Here is a 13,879-nt window from a genome sequence, read left to right as displayed (position 1 = left end):
TGTCCCTACCTGACTGTTTCGGCGGCGGCGCCGGCTGCGACGGATTCTTCGATGGTGCGGCGCATCAGCGCGTGCTGCTTCTTGACGAGGTCGATCGGGTCGGACTCGCCGAGGTCCGAGAACGCGTGACCCTCCCACTCGCTCGAGAGGTAGCCCTGGTAGCCGCCCTCGACGAACTGCCGCACGATCCGCGGGATGTCCATGGCCGGCTCGTCGCCGTTCTCGTCGATGTCGTAGAACTTCGCGTGCACGTGGAAGATCTGCGGCATGATGTCGAGCCACTCCTCCGGCGGCACGAGCCCGTGCATGTTGAAGGCGAGCCGGGTGAAGGGCCCGAGCCGGGCGAAGTCGAAGTCCTGCGACGTGAGGAAGTCCTCGAACTTCTGGTTGCGCACGTGCATCGGCGTCGGCTCGTGCCAGATCTCGTCCATGACAGAGAAGTACTCTTCGGGCATGCCCATCTGCCGCATCGTGCGCAGCAGCGTGGGTGACAGCGAGTGCATCGTCGAGCTGAAGTCGGCGGTGAAGCCGAGCCGGTCGGACTGCAGCTCGTCGTACATCTCGCGCATCTGCAGCACCTGCGGGTTGTTCGGCCCGGACGGCGCGTGGATCTCGTAGCCGAGCTTCTGGTCGTACTTCTCCGCCAGCGGCAGCAGGCTGCGCAGCAGCTCCTTGCCGTGCGAGCGGATCACGACCTTCTTGAACCCGAGGGTGTGCGCGGTCTTGAGCTGACGCGCGAGGAAGTCGTGCTCCTCGTCGGGCGTCATGTCGCGCTCCTTGCGGCGTCCCATGTCGAGGTTCGTGCCGATCGCGCTGGGCTCGAGACCGTAGCGGTCCATGCTGTCGCGCCAGAGACGGACGAAGTCGTCGTCCACATCCGGGTAGGTGCGCAGCATCTGCGCGATGTTGAACTCGATGCCGGGGCCGAGGCCCTCGTCCGCGACCGCCTTGATCAGCGTCTCGGGCGTGTACAGCCCGGCGGCGAACTCCGAGGTGAGCGAGTAGAGGGTGATCCCGAGCTTGATGCCCGTGCCGGCGATGCCGTCGTTGTCAGTCATGTCTGGTCCTGAGCTCTAGGGGAAAGGAGGGATCAGCCGCGCACGGGCTGAGCGAGGTGGGTGGACAGGATGCCGCGGGCCTCGGCCGCATCCGTGATCATGCGGCTGCCGGCATCCGCCGCCGCCGCCCGCTGCACCGCCTGCTCCCCGGCGATGATGTCGAAGGGGCTCTGCCAGTAGTTCCAGTGCCAGCCCTCGTACTCGCTCGAGATCGCCCCCTTGTAGCCGTTCTCGACGAGCAGGCGGATGAGGTCCCGCACCGGGACCGACGGCTCTTCGCCGTCCTCGTCGATGCCGAAGAACTTGCCGTGCACGTGCCTGATCCACGGCATGATCTCGAGCCAGTCGTCGACCCGCGCGGGACCGAACAGGCCGGTGCCGTTGATGCCGAAGTCGATGCCCAGGTCGGGGCGGCCGTTCTGCGCGGCGAGCCCGATGAACCGGCCGAAGCGCTGGCCGTGCTCAGCCTGATCGGCGGGCGGACCCTGCTCGTAGAACTCGTTCCAGAGCCCGGTGACCTGCGCGAGCAGCTCCTCTGACGCGCCGCGGCGGCGGTACGCCTCGATCAGGGACGGAGCGAAGCCCGAGACGGTGGCGCCCCAGTCCATCGTGAATCCGAGGTAGGGCGAGGCGACCTTCTCGTATCGGTCGCGGAGAGCGAGGATGCGCGGGTGCGACGCGTACTGGTCGGCGTGCACTTCGAGTGCGAGAGTGACGCCGTGCTCCTCGGCGATCGGCGCCAGCGCCTCCATCGAGTCGGGGGTGAGCGAGATCTGCACGCGCGCGATCGGGAAGCCGAGCTTGGCCGCCGCCGCGATCTGCCGGCGCATGTACTCGATGAGCTCGTCCTGATCGAGCAGGCGATCGCGGTGGATGCCGATGTCGGCGTTCACCGCCAGCGAGGTCGTCACGAGGCCCACCTCGTCGACGAGGTCGCGGAACCGGCCCGCGAACGCGTCGTCGATGTCGGGAAAGCCGCGGAAGCTCGAGAAGCCGATGATCTCCAGACCGGGTCCGTACCCGTCGGCCGCCACCTTGCGGATGAGGCCCTCGAGGTCGAATTCGCGGCCGTGGAAGGCGCGGGTGAAGCTGTAGAGGGTGACGCCCTGGATGGGCGTGCCGAGCTCGGTCATGCCGCCACCGCCTTCATGGTCTTCTTGTCGTGCTCTTCGATGTGGAGCACCTCGGATTCGGAGATGACGATGTAGGGGATGAAGAGCGTGAGATCGACCTCGACCTCGTGCTCGACATCCGGTGCGACCGCGACAACGCCGGCGAGGACGGCGGAGTCCAGCGGGAACCACCACTCCTCGGTGTTGGTCGCCAGCTCGGCGAACGTGAACTCGCGACCGTTCATGGTCCACCGGAGTGACTCCGGTTCGGCGGCGACGCCGTCGATCTTCAGTCCGGCGCCCGCGATGCAGGAGCCGGGAAGGGCTCGGTACCAGGGGATGCGCACCTCGACCGTCGCGCGTGCGCCGTCGGTCTTCAGCGTGCCCTGCTCGATGATGCGGTCCGGAATCACCGGGACCTCCTCGTCTCCGTGAGGCGGGACGATCCCGCCGACAGCTTTGTCTTGATTTCTACAGTGTAATGTTGGATTCCTACATAAGTCAATCGGCCGAGAACTCGGCGGCGATCTTCCAGGCTCCGCGCACGGCGAGTGCGACGCTGGTCAGAGTCGGGTTGCAGGCCGTGGCCGTCGGGATGACGCCGTTGCCCGCCACGAATAGTCCGTCGGTTCCCCACACCTGGCTGTCGGCGTCACAGACGCTCTCGCCGTCATCGCTGCGACCCATGCGCGTGGTGCCCTGGTAGTGCAGGGACGCGCCGAGCGGCATCGTGAACGGCCGCGGGTCGAGGGGGTCGCCGATCGCGGCGCCCATGCGCACGATCTCTTCGCGAGCCCGCGCCAGCACGGCCTGGTCGACCTCGGTCAGGCGGTAGTGGATCCGGATCGCCGGCATGCCATAGGCATCCCGTTCGCCTTCGTGGAATGACACGCGGTCCTCTCGGCGCAGGTCCTTCGCGCAGAAGAGGCCAAGGCCGACGATCGACCCCGGCTGAACCGGATCGTCGACGGCGAGGGGCACCGGCGAGGCGTCGAGCTGCATGATCTGGCCATGGAAGGGCACCTCGTCGGTGAACGGCACCCAGCTGACGCCGCTGTACTCCGCGAGCGCGCCGTCGGCCGGCACGTCGGCTGCCAGCGGAGGCACATCGCGCAATCGCACGGCGAACACGATCTGGGTCTGGTCGTTGAGGTAGCGCCCCAGGGCATCGGGGCGGATGCCGGAGGCCCACAGCAGCTGCGGCGTGCGCAGGGCATCACCGGCGACCACGACGAAGCGCGCCTGCACCGTGTGGGTGGCGCCGGTGCGCACGTCGCGCACCTCGACACCGACCGCCCGTCCGTCCTCGAGCAGCACACGAGTGACGAGCGATTCCTCGTGGAGGGCGAAGTTCTCGTTCGCCCGCGTCTCCTCGCCGAGCACCACGTCGGATCCCGACCAGACGAGTCGGCCGTCCTCGCGGCGGTGCACGGCGAGCGGCATCCGCTGCACGCGCGTCCCGTCGACGCGCCCCTCGTCGACGGCCTTCGCCAGGCGCTCGCGCACCAGGTCGCCGAACGGCGAACCGTCGAAGGCATGGGTCGTCACGCCGAGCAGCCGCTCGGCCTCGTCGAGCAGTTCGTCGAGGTCGGGCACGAACGGGATGCGCTCGCTGCCACCCGGACGCGGGCACGCCGCGGTCCAATGAGCCGCCATGCCGCCGACATTGCTCGACATCGCGGCGACGGGCAGGCCGTCGTCGCCGGGCTGCTGGTACCCCTCCTCCAGCAGGAAGGTGCCGGCCCGGGCGAGACGCTGCCCGCTCTTGACCGCTCCGGGGTTGCTGACCGTCGCCGCTGCCGCCGAGGGTCCCTGCGAGGCTTGCTGCGCCCGCGCGCGCTCGGCCGGGTCGGCGATGTTCTTCACGTGCGCGCCCGGCGGATCCGACACGGTGGGCCCGACCTCGAACATCGCGATCGTCGCGCTCGGCGCCTCCTCGCTCAAGATGCGCGCATACGCGGCCCCGGTCGGGCCGCTGCCCACGATCGCGACATCGACGGCATCGGGATAGGAGCGCGCACTCATGCGGCGGCCGCCAATGCCACGATCCGCTTCACCGACTCCGCCGAGGGGGTCTGCGGGTAGTACTCGAGGCCGATCGGGCCGTCGTACCCCGACGCGCGGAGTTCACCCAGGCGGGCCGCCCAGTCGATCCCGCCGGTGCCGGGCTCCCCGCGCCCCGGGGCGTCGGCGAGCTGGACGTAGCGGATGAGGTCGCCGGCGTTCGCCAGCTCGGCCGCGACGTCTTCTCCCTCGACGGTCGAGTGGTAGAGGTCGTAGAGCACCCCGAAGAACGCGGAGTCGACGCCGCGCGCGACGTAGACCGCCTCGCTCGTGCGATCCAGCAGCGAGCCGGGGTGATCGACACGCACGTTGACGGGCTCGAGCACAAGTGTGATGCCTGATCCCTCGATCTGGGCGATGGCCTTCTGATAGATCTCGATGAGCTTGTCGAGCTGCACCTGGCGCTTCCATCCGCCGAATCCGGTGCCGCTTCCGACCACCATCCGCGGGGTGCCGAGGAAGTGAGCGATCTCGACACCCTCGTCGAGCTTGCGGTAGAACTCCGAGTGGTCCCACGGGGGGATCATGAACTGGGTGCGGGGCTCGGCGAGCTGCGCGGTCAGCTGCAGTCCGGTCTCCTCCAGTGCTGCCTTCAGCGCCGGCAAATCCTTGGGCGTCGCGGGCGCGTCGGCGCCGGTCGGCCCCCACATCTCGACGGCGTCGAATCCGGATGCCGCGGCCGCACGCACACGGTCGTGATAGTCGCCGGCCTCGGTGAAGAGCAGTTCGATGTTGGGTGCGAGCTGGTACATGGGTGGTCCTTCCAGTCAGAACATCGGATGGTCGTGGGCGGCATGCACGGGAACCCGCTGAAGAACGTCCCAGTGCTCGACGATCCGGCCGCCCTCGAATCGATACATGCGGTTCAGCCCTTCAACCCGCCCGCGAAGCCCTGGATGAACCGCTTCTGAGCGAAGAGGTAGAACGCCAGGATCGGGATCATCGACACGATGACGATCGCGAAGATCTTGTTCCACGACGACACGAGCGAGCCGATGTAGTAGTACATCGCGACAGGCAGCGTCTGGTTCTCCGAGCCGCCGAGGAAGATGAGCGACGTGAAGAAGTCGTTCCACACGATGAGGCCGGCCAGGATGGCGACCGTTCCGGTGGCCGGCGACATCAGCGGGAGCACGATGCGGAAGAAGATCTGCGTGCGCGAGGCGCCGTCGATCGTCGCCGCCTCCTCGTACTCGGTGCCGAGACCGCGGAAGAATCCGGCGTAGAGGAAGATCGACAGCGGCAGCAGCATGCCGGTGTAGAGGATGATCATGCCCCAGATCGACCCGGTGAGGCCGATGGCCCTCGCCCCGATGTACAGCGGTACTGTGCCGAGCTGCGTCGGCAGCACGATCGCGATGAGGAAGAGGTAGAACACCGCCCGGCTCCAGCGGCGAGTGCTGCGTGCGATGACGTAGCCCGTGATCGCCCCCAGCAGGATCAGGCCTACGATGCTTCCGGCCGTGATCAGGATGCTGTTGATCAGGCCCTGGATCACATTCGAGTTGCCCTGCGCCGTGAGGACCTCGGTGAAGTTGCTGAAGTCCAGGCTCGTCGGCGGGGCGAGGTTCGAGGTGGTCAGCACCTCTTCGTCGGACTTGAAGGCCGTGGTGACCAGGAAGTAGAACGGCGCCAGGAAGATCACGGCGATGATCCAGAAGACCACTTCGCGGACCCCGGTGAGCTTGGTATAGCGGAACATGTCAGTCCTCCTCGGGACGGCCGCTGGTCACTCGCTGCTGAATGACGGCGAAGACGAGAATGATGAGCGTCAGCACGAGGGCGAGGGCCGCGCCGTAGCCGAAGTTGCCCAATGCGAAGGACTCCTTGTACACCTGGGTCGCGAGGGTCTCGGTCGCTCCCGCCGGCCCGCCGCCGGTGAGCGCCATGATCTGGTCGAAGACCCGCAGGCCGTTCACGAGCCCCAGCGTCGTGGCGATCGCCACAGCCGGTCGGATCGACGGGAAGGTCACGTGCCAGAAGCGCTGCCACAGAGTCGCGCCGTCGATGGCCGCCGCCTCCTCGATCTCGATCGGCACGGCGGCGAGGCCGGCCATGTAGATGACCATCGCGAAGCCGGTGTTCTGCCACACGATGACGATGAGCACGGTCCAGATCGCCCACGTCGGATCGGCCACCCAGGCCTTGGCGAACTCGCCGAGACCCATCGCGCGGAGCACGCCGTTGATCGGACCGTTAAAATCGAAGATGAACTTCCAGACGTACGAGACCGCGAGCGGGCTCAGCACCACCGGCATGAAGAAGAGGACGCGCAATGCGTAGCGGGTCTTCAGTCCGCGGTTGAGGCCGAGTGCCAGTGCGAGACCTGCGATGTTGCTGAGGATGACCGACGCGAACGCCAGGAAGAGCGTGTTGGTGACCGCGCCGATCTGGGTCGGATCGTTGAAGATCGCGATGAAGTTGTCGAACCCGATCCACGTGAAGTCGCCGATGCCCGACCAGTCGGTGAAGGCGAAGAACCCGCCGATCGCGGTGGCGACGTAGTGGATGGCGAGGACGAGCAGGATGCCCGGCAGCGCCCACCACCAGTACCCGAACTTCAGCAGACCGGGCCGGCGGCTGGCGGCATCGCGACGACGGCCGCGACGATCGCGCTTCGGAACGATCAGCGCCTCGGTCTCGCTGTTGAGTGTCGCGGTCATGATTCCTCGTGTTCGTACGTCATCGTGCGGAGGTGGGAGTGACCGCCCGGGCGTGGTGCGCCCGGGCGGTCACGGTGATCACTCGCCCCAGGCGCTGTCCATGTCCTGGAGCACCTGGTCGACGGTCTTCTGACCGGTGAGCAGGCCCTGGACGCCCACCTGCAGCGCCTCGTACACCGCCGGGTTCGGCCAGATGTTGTTCGGCAGCGGCGTGTACGAGCCCTCGGCCAGCAGGTCGACGATGGGCGAGTAGATGGTCTCGCTCAGATCGAGGTCCTGGTAGTTCGAGATGGGCAGGAGGCCGGACGCCTCGTAGTAGATCTCCTGCGCCTCGGGCGTCGCGAGCCACTCCACGAAGTCGGCGGCGGCATCCTGCTTCTCCGACGCGGCGTTGATCGAGATCGTGTAGTTCGAGCTCGCGATGATGTAGGGGTCGCCTCCATCTGCCGGCGGGAACGGCTGCACCTTGAAGTCGGCCTCCGGCGGAGCCGCAGTCGCGATCTCGACGGCCGAGCCCGAGGGGATGAAGCTGCCGACCGACGTGCCCTGCGAGAGGCCGTTGGTGATCGCGTCGAAGCCGCCGCCTTCGGCCCCGGCCTGGAAGCAGCCTCCCTCGTTCAGGTCGATGACCGTCTGCAGGGTGTCGGCCCAGCCTTCGCTCTCGGCGAAGGTCGTGTCGCCGGCGGCGCGCTGCTCGTTCCAGTCCGGGTCCTGGGCGTAGACGCGCGTGGCGGCGATGCCCTGCGCGGTGAGTCCCGCGTTGGGGCCTGCAGCCCCGGCGAGCGCGAGGAGCGACTTGCCGTCACCGGCGAGCGCGGTGCACGCGTCGTACATCTCGTCCTCGCTCGTCGGCCATTCGTCGAGTCCGTTCATGGCAGCCGTGCCCATGCTCGCGACGACGGCCGCGATGGTGAAGTCCATCGGCTGACCGTAGACCTCGCCGTCGATCTCGAAGATCGTCTCGCTGCCCTGCGGGATCAGCGATGCCGCGGTCTCGCCGAGAGGCTCGAGGAACCCGGCCTCGGCGAGCGGGATGACGCCGCGGGCGTCGCCGGATCCCGGCGTCGTCTGCACGACGTCGGCTGCGTTCCCGGCCTGGAACTGCGTGCGGATGGTCTCGCCGTACTTGTCGTTCGGCGTCGGGTTCGTCGTGATGGTGACGTCGGGGTTCGCCTCCATGTAGGCGTTCGCCAGCGTCTCGTACGGGCTCTCGAGGTTGTTGGAGGTCGCGAACGTGAACGAGAACTCGGCGGCGCCTTCGTCGCCCGAGTCGTTCGAATCGCCGCCGGAGCCGGAGCAGCCGGCCAGGAGCAGCGCTCCGATGACGGGGACCGCGATGAGGGCTCCTCGGCGCAGAGCGGTGTGACTGTGCTGTGACATGTCCAGCCTTTCTGACTTCGTTGTCGGCGGCTCGTCCATTCGAGCGCCTGTGCTGTGTGTCCAGTATCCCGATCATGTGCCTGAAACGCACATAAGGGTTTACGATATGCGGCATAAGCCGGGACGACCCGCCCTGAGCAAGACGACCATCGACCCCGCGTATACAGACCCCCGTGCGCATAACCTCCGTTGATACAGTGGATCGTCCGCTCTTGCATCGGAGGTTCACGTCGTGGTGACCGATCACGCCCTGCTCTCGCGCCTGGACCTCAATCTGCTCGTCGCGCTCGACGCGCTGCTCACCGAGAAGAGCGTCACCCGCGCCGCAGAGCGCCTGCATCTCAGCCAGCCCGCTCTGAGCGCCTCGCTCGGGCGGCTGCGGATCCACTTCGGCGATCAGATCCTCGCCCGCCGTGGCAACACCTATGAGCTCACGCCGTTCGCGCTGCGACTCATCGAGCACACCACCACGGCGCTTGAGGCCGCGCGGCGTGTGTTCGAGAGCCAGGCGACATGGAGTCCGGAGGAATCCACCCGGGAGTTCTCGGTCTACGGGTCGGACTACGGCTTCGTCACGCTCGGAACCGTCGTCTCGCGGCTCGCCGCCGAGCGTTCGCCGGGCGTGCGATTCCGCTTCATGCTGCACAATCCCGTCATCGTCGAGGATGCCGCGACCAAGCTGCGATCCGCCGACGGCATGGTCATCCCGCATGGGCCCGTCTCGGATCTGCCCTTCCTCGACCTGTGGCACGACAGCTGGCTCGCGGTCGTGTCCGACACCAACTCCGCCGTCGGCACCGCGCTCACGATGGAGAACATGTCGGAGCTGCCGTGGGTGATGACGTACCAGTCGCGCTCCGCCTTCACGTCCGCCGCCCGGCAGGTTCAGCAGCTCGGGGTGGAGCCGCGCATCGAGGTGGTGCTCGAGAGCTTCCTGTCGGTCGGGCACTTCGTCAGCGGAACGAACCGCATCGGTCTGGTGCAGGCGGCACTGGCGCCGCACATGCTGCGCATCGGCGGCATCCGGGTGGTGCCGCTGCCGTTCGACGCGACGCCACTCGTGAATGCCCTCTGGTGGCATCCGAGCCACACGCGTGACCCGGAGCACACCTGGATGCGCGGGCTGTTCGAGGAAGCGGGCCGCATCGTCGAGGAGAACGCCCACGTCATCGCGTGAACCTCAGGACGGCTGCAGCTCGCGCATCGCCTGACGGATCAGGTCGTGCTGCCTGCGCACCAGGAGGAGCGGGTCGACCTCGCCCAGTTCGGCGAAGGCATGCCCCTCCCACTCGCTCGACCAGTAGCCGCGGTATCCCCCTTCGACGAAGGCGCGGACGTGTTCCGGGTAGTCGATCGCGGGCTCTTGCCCCCGCTCGTCGATGTCGTAGAACTTCGCGTGCACGTGTTTGATCTGCGGCATGATGTCTGCCCACTCGCGAGGGTCGACATGACCGTGCATGTTGAAGGCGAGGTGCGCGAACGATCCCAGCCGCGCCGGATCGAAGTCTCGGCCACGCAGGTAGCCGATGAACTCATCCTGGCGCTCTCGCATGGTGGCGTCCGTCGCCCAGATCTCCTGGAGACGCCCGATCGCCGCGTCGTCGAGCCCGGCACGACGGACCGCACGCAGCAGCGTGGGCGACATCGCGTGCATCGTGGACGAGAAGTCGGCGACGAAGCCGAGCAGCGGGGAGTCCAGCTCGGCGTACGTCTCGCGCACCTTGAGGATGGGCTCCGCGTTGGGGCCCAGTGGCGCGTGGATCTCGTAGGCGAGCTGCAGCTCGAGCGCCTCGGCGATCGGCAGCAGGCGCCGCAGCAGCTCCGGCTTCGCGCTCTGGATCCGCACCAGCGGGAAGCCGAGCTTCTTGGCCCCCTGGAACATGAGCTGGCTGAACTCGAACTCCTCGTCCGGCGTCATGTCGCGGTCGCGTCGGCGCCCCATGTCGAGGTTCGCGCCGAAGGAGTTGGCCGCGAAGCCGTGCCTGTCGAACGCCGCACGCCAGTCGCGCACGAACTCCTCTGACACCACCGGGTACGTCGGCACCATCTGCGAGGCGACGATCTCGATCCCCGGTCCGATGCCGAGCTCAGCGACGCGATCAAGAAGGCCGTCGAAGTCGAACCAGCCGGCCCGGAACTCCGCGCTCGCCGAGTAGAGCGTGAGGCCGAGCTGGAACGGGTCGGCGTCGGTCGCAGGAGGGGGCGGCGGGACGTCGGTCACCAGCGCCGGGGCAGGGGCATCGGCATCCGTCACGGTCAACGTGAGCTGGTCGCGCACGAAGTTCGGAACGTACATGCCGGGAGCACCGTTCTCGCCGGACGCGATCTGCATGTACGGCAGACGCAGCTGTCCGATGAGGGTGACCTCGTGCTTCTCGCCGAGGGACACCCTCTGCTCGCGGCGGGCGATGAGGAGCGGGTGCTCCTGCAGGTACCAGAGCGTCTCGCTCTGCTCAGGCAGCTCGTCGAGCGCGTACTCGCGATCCCCGAGCACGAATCGCAGGTGGTCCGGTGACACCGCCTCGCCGTCGATGGTGAGCTCGAGGCTCGTGACGGAAGACAGCCACAGGCTGCGGTACCAGGGCAGCGTCAAGCGCAGCGCGAATCCGTCGGGGTGCGCGCGGAGGCTGTCGTCGTGGATCAGGCCGTTGGGCATGTCGTTTCTCCTGTTCAGAGCCGGTCGGCGACCTGGCGCATGAGCGAGTGCTGGCGGCGGACCTGTTCGATCGAGCGCCACGGGGTGCGCTCGCCCTCGTACTCGCTGGACAGGTAGCCGGTGTACCCGGCCTCCTTCAGCGCTCGCAGCACCGGCTCCCACGGGATCTGCTGATCCTCGAGGTCGTCGTCGATGTCGTGGAATTTGGCCTGGATGAAGACGACGTGGTCGATGATGTCGAAGATGTCGGCCGGGTCGACCGCGATGCCGTCGAGGAATGCCGGACGACGGCCGGGCAGCTCGCCGGGGCGCAGCGGGATCGGGCGGTCCTGGAAGATTCCGGTGTCGAGCAGAAGCCCGAAGTGCTTGGTGCCGGTGCGGCGGATCAGGTCGATGTAGTCATCGACGACCTCGTGCTTGATCGGCGTCGGCGAGTGGATCTCGGGGCAGATCACGACGTCGAGTTCCTCGGCGAGCGCGAGGGACCGTTCGACCACCTCGGTCCAGATGGGGTGCGGGACCAGGTCGCCCGAGACCACCCCGATCTTGGGTCGGACGAAGCGGAAGCCGAGACGCTTGGCGAGGCGGAGGTCGCGCTGCAGCGCGGCCGCCCCCTCGTCGACGGTCATGTCACGCCCGTTCACCCCGCTGGAGTGAAGGCGGGTGTCGATCCACGAGCCGTAGTTCGTCGGCTCCAGCCCGTACGCCGCGAGCAGCCGGAACCACTCGTCGACCCACTCCTGCGCGGGCTCGGGGTAGTTCGGGACGTGGCCTTCGCCGAGAATCTCGACACCCGTCGCGCCGAGGTCGGCGATCGAGCGCAGAGCCGTCTCGAGATCCATCACGGTGCCGTAGTCGCTCATGTAGCTGTACAGCGAGACGCCGTAGGTGAACGGCCCGCCGACAGCTTCGGGCGCGAGGGTCACGTGCTTGGTCACTTCGTAGCGACTGGGCTGGTGCTCCTCGGGGATGTAGGACATGCGCAGGCGCAGGTCGATCGACAGCTCGTGGATACCGTCGGGCAGCCCTCCCGGGAGGGGGACGGTCACGACCGCCGCCTCCTCCAGCTGCCAGCGCACCCCATCGCTCTCCCACAGCTCGGCGAGGGTGTACGTCTTCCCCTGGAGCGTCCACGTAGGCACGTCAGGGTCGACGTCGACCACGCCGGATATGCGCACACCGATGCCGTCGATGAGGGATGCGGCCATGCCACGGTAGGAGGGCATCCGCACGCGGAACTGGAATCCGCTGATCTCGTCGCCCTCGCGAACGTTGCGGAATCCGACGGATTGGATGAGGTCGTGCTCGAGAAGCATCGGTGCTCGCTCTCTGGTCAGGCGCGGCGTCGCGTCCTTCGAGGCTAGCAACTTCAGTCCAGTTCCTACATAAGCATTCCTGATAAGCGCATAACGATGCCCAACGCCGTCACGACGACGGCTGGCCTGTCTAGGTGGATGTTCCCACCGCATGAGCCTGAAACCGCTGTGGGACCATTAGCCATGGCCAATTCGACGTCGGGCGATTCGGTCACGCAACGCCTCGTACGCGTGCTCGACACTTTCACCCCGGCCCGCACAGTGCAGACGGCGGCGGAGATCGGGCGCCGGGCGGGGTTGCCACCGTCCACCGCCCATCGCATGGTCGGCGAACTAGTCGACGCTGGGCTGCTCGAGCGAGACGATGAACGCCGCATCCGTGTTGGCATGCGGTTGTGGGAGCTCGCCACGCGATCCTCCCAGGCGCTCTCGCTGCGGCAGGTGGCATTGCCTTTCATGGAGCGCGTGCAGGCTCGGGTGCGGGAGCACACGCAACTGGCGATCCTTGAACAGGACGAGGCGCTCTTCCTCGAGCGCCTCAGCGGCCCTCATTCCGGCGCCAACATCACGCGGGTCGCGGGCAGGCTTCCCCTGCACGCTTCCTCGTCCGGGCTCGTCCTGCTCGCCTACGGTGAGCGCGACCTGCAGGAGCGCATCGTCCGCGGCCCTCTCGTCGCCCTCACCGAGGACACCATCACGGATGCCGCAGCACTGCGCCGCAAGCTCGCCGAGGTGCGATCACTCGGGCACGCGATCGCTCCCGGCTACATCGAGGCGGTGTCAACCGGCGTCGCGGTGCCCGTGAGAGACGAGACAGGCGCCGTGATCGCGGCGCTGTCGAGCGTGCTGCGGCGCGATGACCCCGTGCCTCCGGCTCTCGCCGAACTCAACGCAGCCGCGCGCGGCATCGAAGGGGCGCTGGGCTTCCGACGCTGACGCGGGATCCCGTTGAACGAGAAGCGGCCGTCGATCCAGGGATCAAGGACAGGAGGATTGTCCCCGCCGCCCGTCAAAGGAGACGTCATGCCCACCACCGTCCGCACCCGGGTCGCGATCGTGGGCGCCGGTCCCGCGGGTCTGCTGCTCTCGCACCTCCTGGCAGACGCCGGCATCGACTCGGTGGTGATCGACCAGCGGGACCGTGCCGAGATCGAGAGCACGATCCGCGCCGGCATCCTGGAGCAGGGAACCGTCGACGTGCTCTCCGGCACCGGCGCCTCGACGCGCGTGCTCACCGACGGCAGCCGCCACGACGGCATCGAGCTCCGGTTCGACGGTCATGGTCACCGGATCGACTTCCCGGCCCTCGTCGGCCGGAGCGTGTGGCTGTACCCGCAGCACGAAGCGCTCAAGGACCTCATCGCGGTCCGGGCGGCCGCAGGGCAGGACCTCAGGTTCGGGACGACCGGCGTCGGCGTCGAAGGGGTCGACGGCGACCGCCCGACGGTGCTCGCCACCACCGCCGAGGGAGAGGACCTCCGCATCGAGGCCGAGTTCGTGGTCGGCGCGGACGGGTCCCGCAGCGTGGTGCGGAGTGCCGTGAGCGGCGCCTCGGCCGACGGCTATTTCCGCGAGTACCCGTTCGCCTGGTTCGGCATCCTGTGCGAGGCGCCGCCCAGCGCGCATGAGC

13 protein-coding genes are annotated in these 13,879 nt (G+C 67.7%); 3 read left to right on the top strand and 10 right to left on the bottom strand.

All coding sequences use genetic code 11. The features are described from left to right. Nucleotides 1-5: 5 nt before the first annotated feature. The 8 genes from SOM19_RS16870 to SOM19_RS16835 form a co-directional block, all read right to left on the bottom strand. Nucleotides 6-1,058: a sugar phosphate isomerase/epimerase family protein gene (locus SOM19_RS16870; protein WP_320487778.1), complete on the bottom strand. Its 1,053-nt coding sequence runs from the start codon at nt 1,056-1,058 to the stop codon at nt 6-8. 32 nt (nt 1,059-1,090) lie between these two features. Continuing rightward, entirely contained in the window at nt 1,091-2,191 is a 1,101-nt protein-coding gene (locus SOM19_RS16865; RefSeq protein ID WP_320487777.1) for a sugar phosphate isomerase/epimerase family protein, read from the bottom strand. After that, nucleotides 2,188-2,583, bottom strand: a complete 396-nt coding sequence (locus tag SOM19_RS16860; RefSeq protein WP_320487776.1) for a C-glycoside deglycosidase beta subunit domain-containing protein — start codon at nt 2,581-2,583, stop codon at nt 2,188-2,190. Before SOM19_RS16860 ends, SOM19_RS16865 begins: the two co-directional genes overlap by 4 nt. 88 nt (nt 2,584-2,671) lie before the next feature. Further along, nucleotides 2,672-4,195: a c-glycoside 3-oxidase CarA gene (locus SOM19_RS16855; protein WP_320487775.1), complete on the bottom strand. Its 1,524-nt coding sequence runs from the start codon at nt 4,193-4,195 to the stop codon at nt 2,672-2,674. Then, nucleotides 4,192-4,986, bottom strand: coding sequence for a TIM barrel protein (locus SOM19_RS16850; RefSeq protein ID WP_320487774.1), 795 nt, complete (start codon nt 4,984-4,986; stop codon nt 4,192-4,194). Before SOM19_RS16850 ends, SOM19_RS16855 begins: the two co-directional genes overlap by 4 nt. A gap of 113 nt (nt 4,987-5,099) precedes the next feature. Beyond that, nucleotides 5,100-5,936 (bottom strand): carbohydrate ABC transporter permease, encoded by an 837-nt coding sequence (locus SOM19_RS16845; RefSeq protein ID WP_320487773.1) that lies wholly within the window; start codon nt 5,934-5,936, stop codon nt 5,100-5,102. Between the two features lies 1 nt (nt 5,937). Then, nucleotides 5,938-6,897 carry a carbohydrate ABC transporter permease gene (locus SOM19_RS16840; RefSeq protein WP_320487772.1) on the bottom strand — a complete coding sequence of 320 codons (960 nt, stop codon included), beginning with the start codon at nt 6,895-6,897 and terminating at the stop codon, nt 5,938-5,940. A gap of 78 nt (nt 6,898-6,975) precedes the next feature. Then, nucleotides 6,976-8,277, bottom strand: coding sequence for an ABC transporter substrate-binding protein (locus SOM19_RS16835; RefSeq protein WP_320487771.1), 1,302 nt, complete (start codon nt 8,275-8,277; stop codon nt 6,976-6,978). 235 nt (nt 8,278-8,512) lie between these two features. Between SOM19_RS16835 and SOM19_RS16830 the strand changes: the two genes are divergently transcribed. After that, entirely contained in the window at nt 8,513-9,454 is a 942-nt protein-coding gene (locus SOM19_RS16830; RefSeq protein ID WP_320487809.1) for a LysR family transcriptional regulator, read from the top strand. Between the two features lie 3 nt (nt 9,455-9,457). Here the strand turns inward: SOM19_RS16830 and SOM19_RS16825 are convergent, their stop codons facing one another. Together SOM19_RS16825 and SOM19_RS16820 are read right to left on the bottom strand one after the other, a co-directional pair. Continuing rightward, on the bottom strand, nt 9,458-10,933 hold the full coding sequence (locus SOM19_RS16825; protein ID WP_320487770.1) for a C-glycoside deglycosidase beta subunit domain-containing protein: 1,476 nt from the start codon (nt 10,931-10,933) through the stop codon (nt 9,458-9,460). A gap of 14 nt (nt 10,934-10,947) precedes the next feature. Continuing rightward, nucleotides 10,948-12,249 (bottom strand): C-glycoside deglycosidase beta subunit domain-containing protein, encoded by a 1,302-nt coding sequence (locus SOM19_RS16820; protein WP_320487769.1) that lies wholly within the window; start codon nt 12,247-12,249, stop codon nt 10,948-10,950. Between the two features lie 183 nt (nt 12,250-12,432). On the opposite strand from SOM19_RS16820, the gene SOM19_RS16815 reads away from it, so the two are divergent. Both SOM19_RS16815 and SOM19_RS16810 read left to right on the top strand, forming a co-directional pair. Continuing rightward, nucleotides 12,433-13,185 (top strand): IclR family transcriptional regulator, encoded by a 753-nt coding sequence (locus tag SOM19_RS16815; RefSeq protein WP_320487768.1) that lies wholly within the window; start codon nt 12,433-12,435, stop codon nt 13,183-13,185. 87 nt (nt 13,186-13,272) lie between these two features. Beyond that, the coding region (locus tag SOM19_RS16810) for an FAD-dependent monooxygenase (RefSeq protein ID WP_320487767.1) at nt 13,273-13,879 on the top strand (607 nt) is incomplete at its 3' end.

The sequence above is a fragment of the Microbacterium sp. CFBP9034 genome (assembly GCF_034045255.1).
Lineage (GTDB): Bacteria > Actinomycetota > Actinomycetes > Actinomycetales > Microbacteriaceae > Microbacterium.
Note: the sequence above shows the minus strand (reverse complement) of the source record. Positions and strands in the feature narration are given on the sequence as shown.

Coding starts and splice junctions, on each gene's coding strand:
- SOM19_RS16835 (WP_320487771.1), bottom strand. CDS start 8,277: ATGTCACAGCACAGTCACACCGCTCTGCGCCGAGGAGCCCTCATCGCG.
- SOM19_RS16815 (WP_320487768.1), top strand. CDS start 12,433: ATGGCCAATTCGACGTCGGGCGATTCGGTCACGCAACGCCTCGTACGC.
- SOM19_RS16840 (WP_320487772.1), bottom strand. CDS start 6,897: ATGACCGCGACACTCAACAGCGAGACCGAGGCGCTGATCGTTCCGAAG.
- SOM19_RS16870 (WP_320487778.1), bottom strand. CDS start 1,058: ATGACTGACAACGACGGCATCGCCGGCACGGGCATCAAGCTCGGGATC.
- SOM19_RS16825 (WP_320487770.1), bottom strand. CDS start 10,933: ATGCCCAACGGCCTGATCCACGACGACAGCCTCCGCGCGCACCCCGAC.
- SOM19_RS16850 (WP_320487774.1), bottom strand. CDS start 4,986: ATGTACCAGCTCGCACCCAACATCGAACTGCTCTTCACCGAGGCCGGC.
- SOM19_RS16845 (WP_320487773.1), bottom strand. CDS start 5,936: ATGTTCCGCTATACCAAGCTCACCGGGGTCCGCGAAGTGGTCTTCTGG.
- SOM19_RS16855 (WP_320487775.1), bottom strand. CDS start 4,195: ATGAGTGCGCGCTCCTATCCCGATGCCGTCGATGTCGCGATCGTGGGC.
- SOM19_RS16865 (WP_320487777.1), bottom strand. CDS start 2,191: ATGACCGAGCTCGGCACGCCCATCCAGGGCGTCACCCTCTACAGCTTC.
- SOM19_RS16820 (WP_320487769.1), bottom strand. CDS start 12,249: ATGCTTCTCGAGCACGACCTCATCCAATCCGTCGGATTCCGCAACGTT.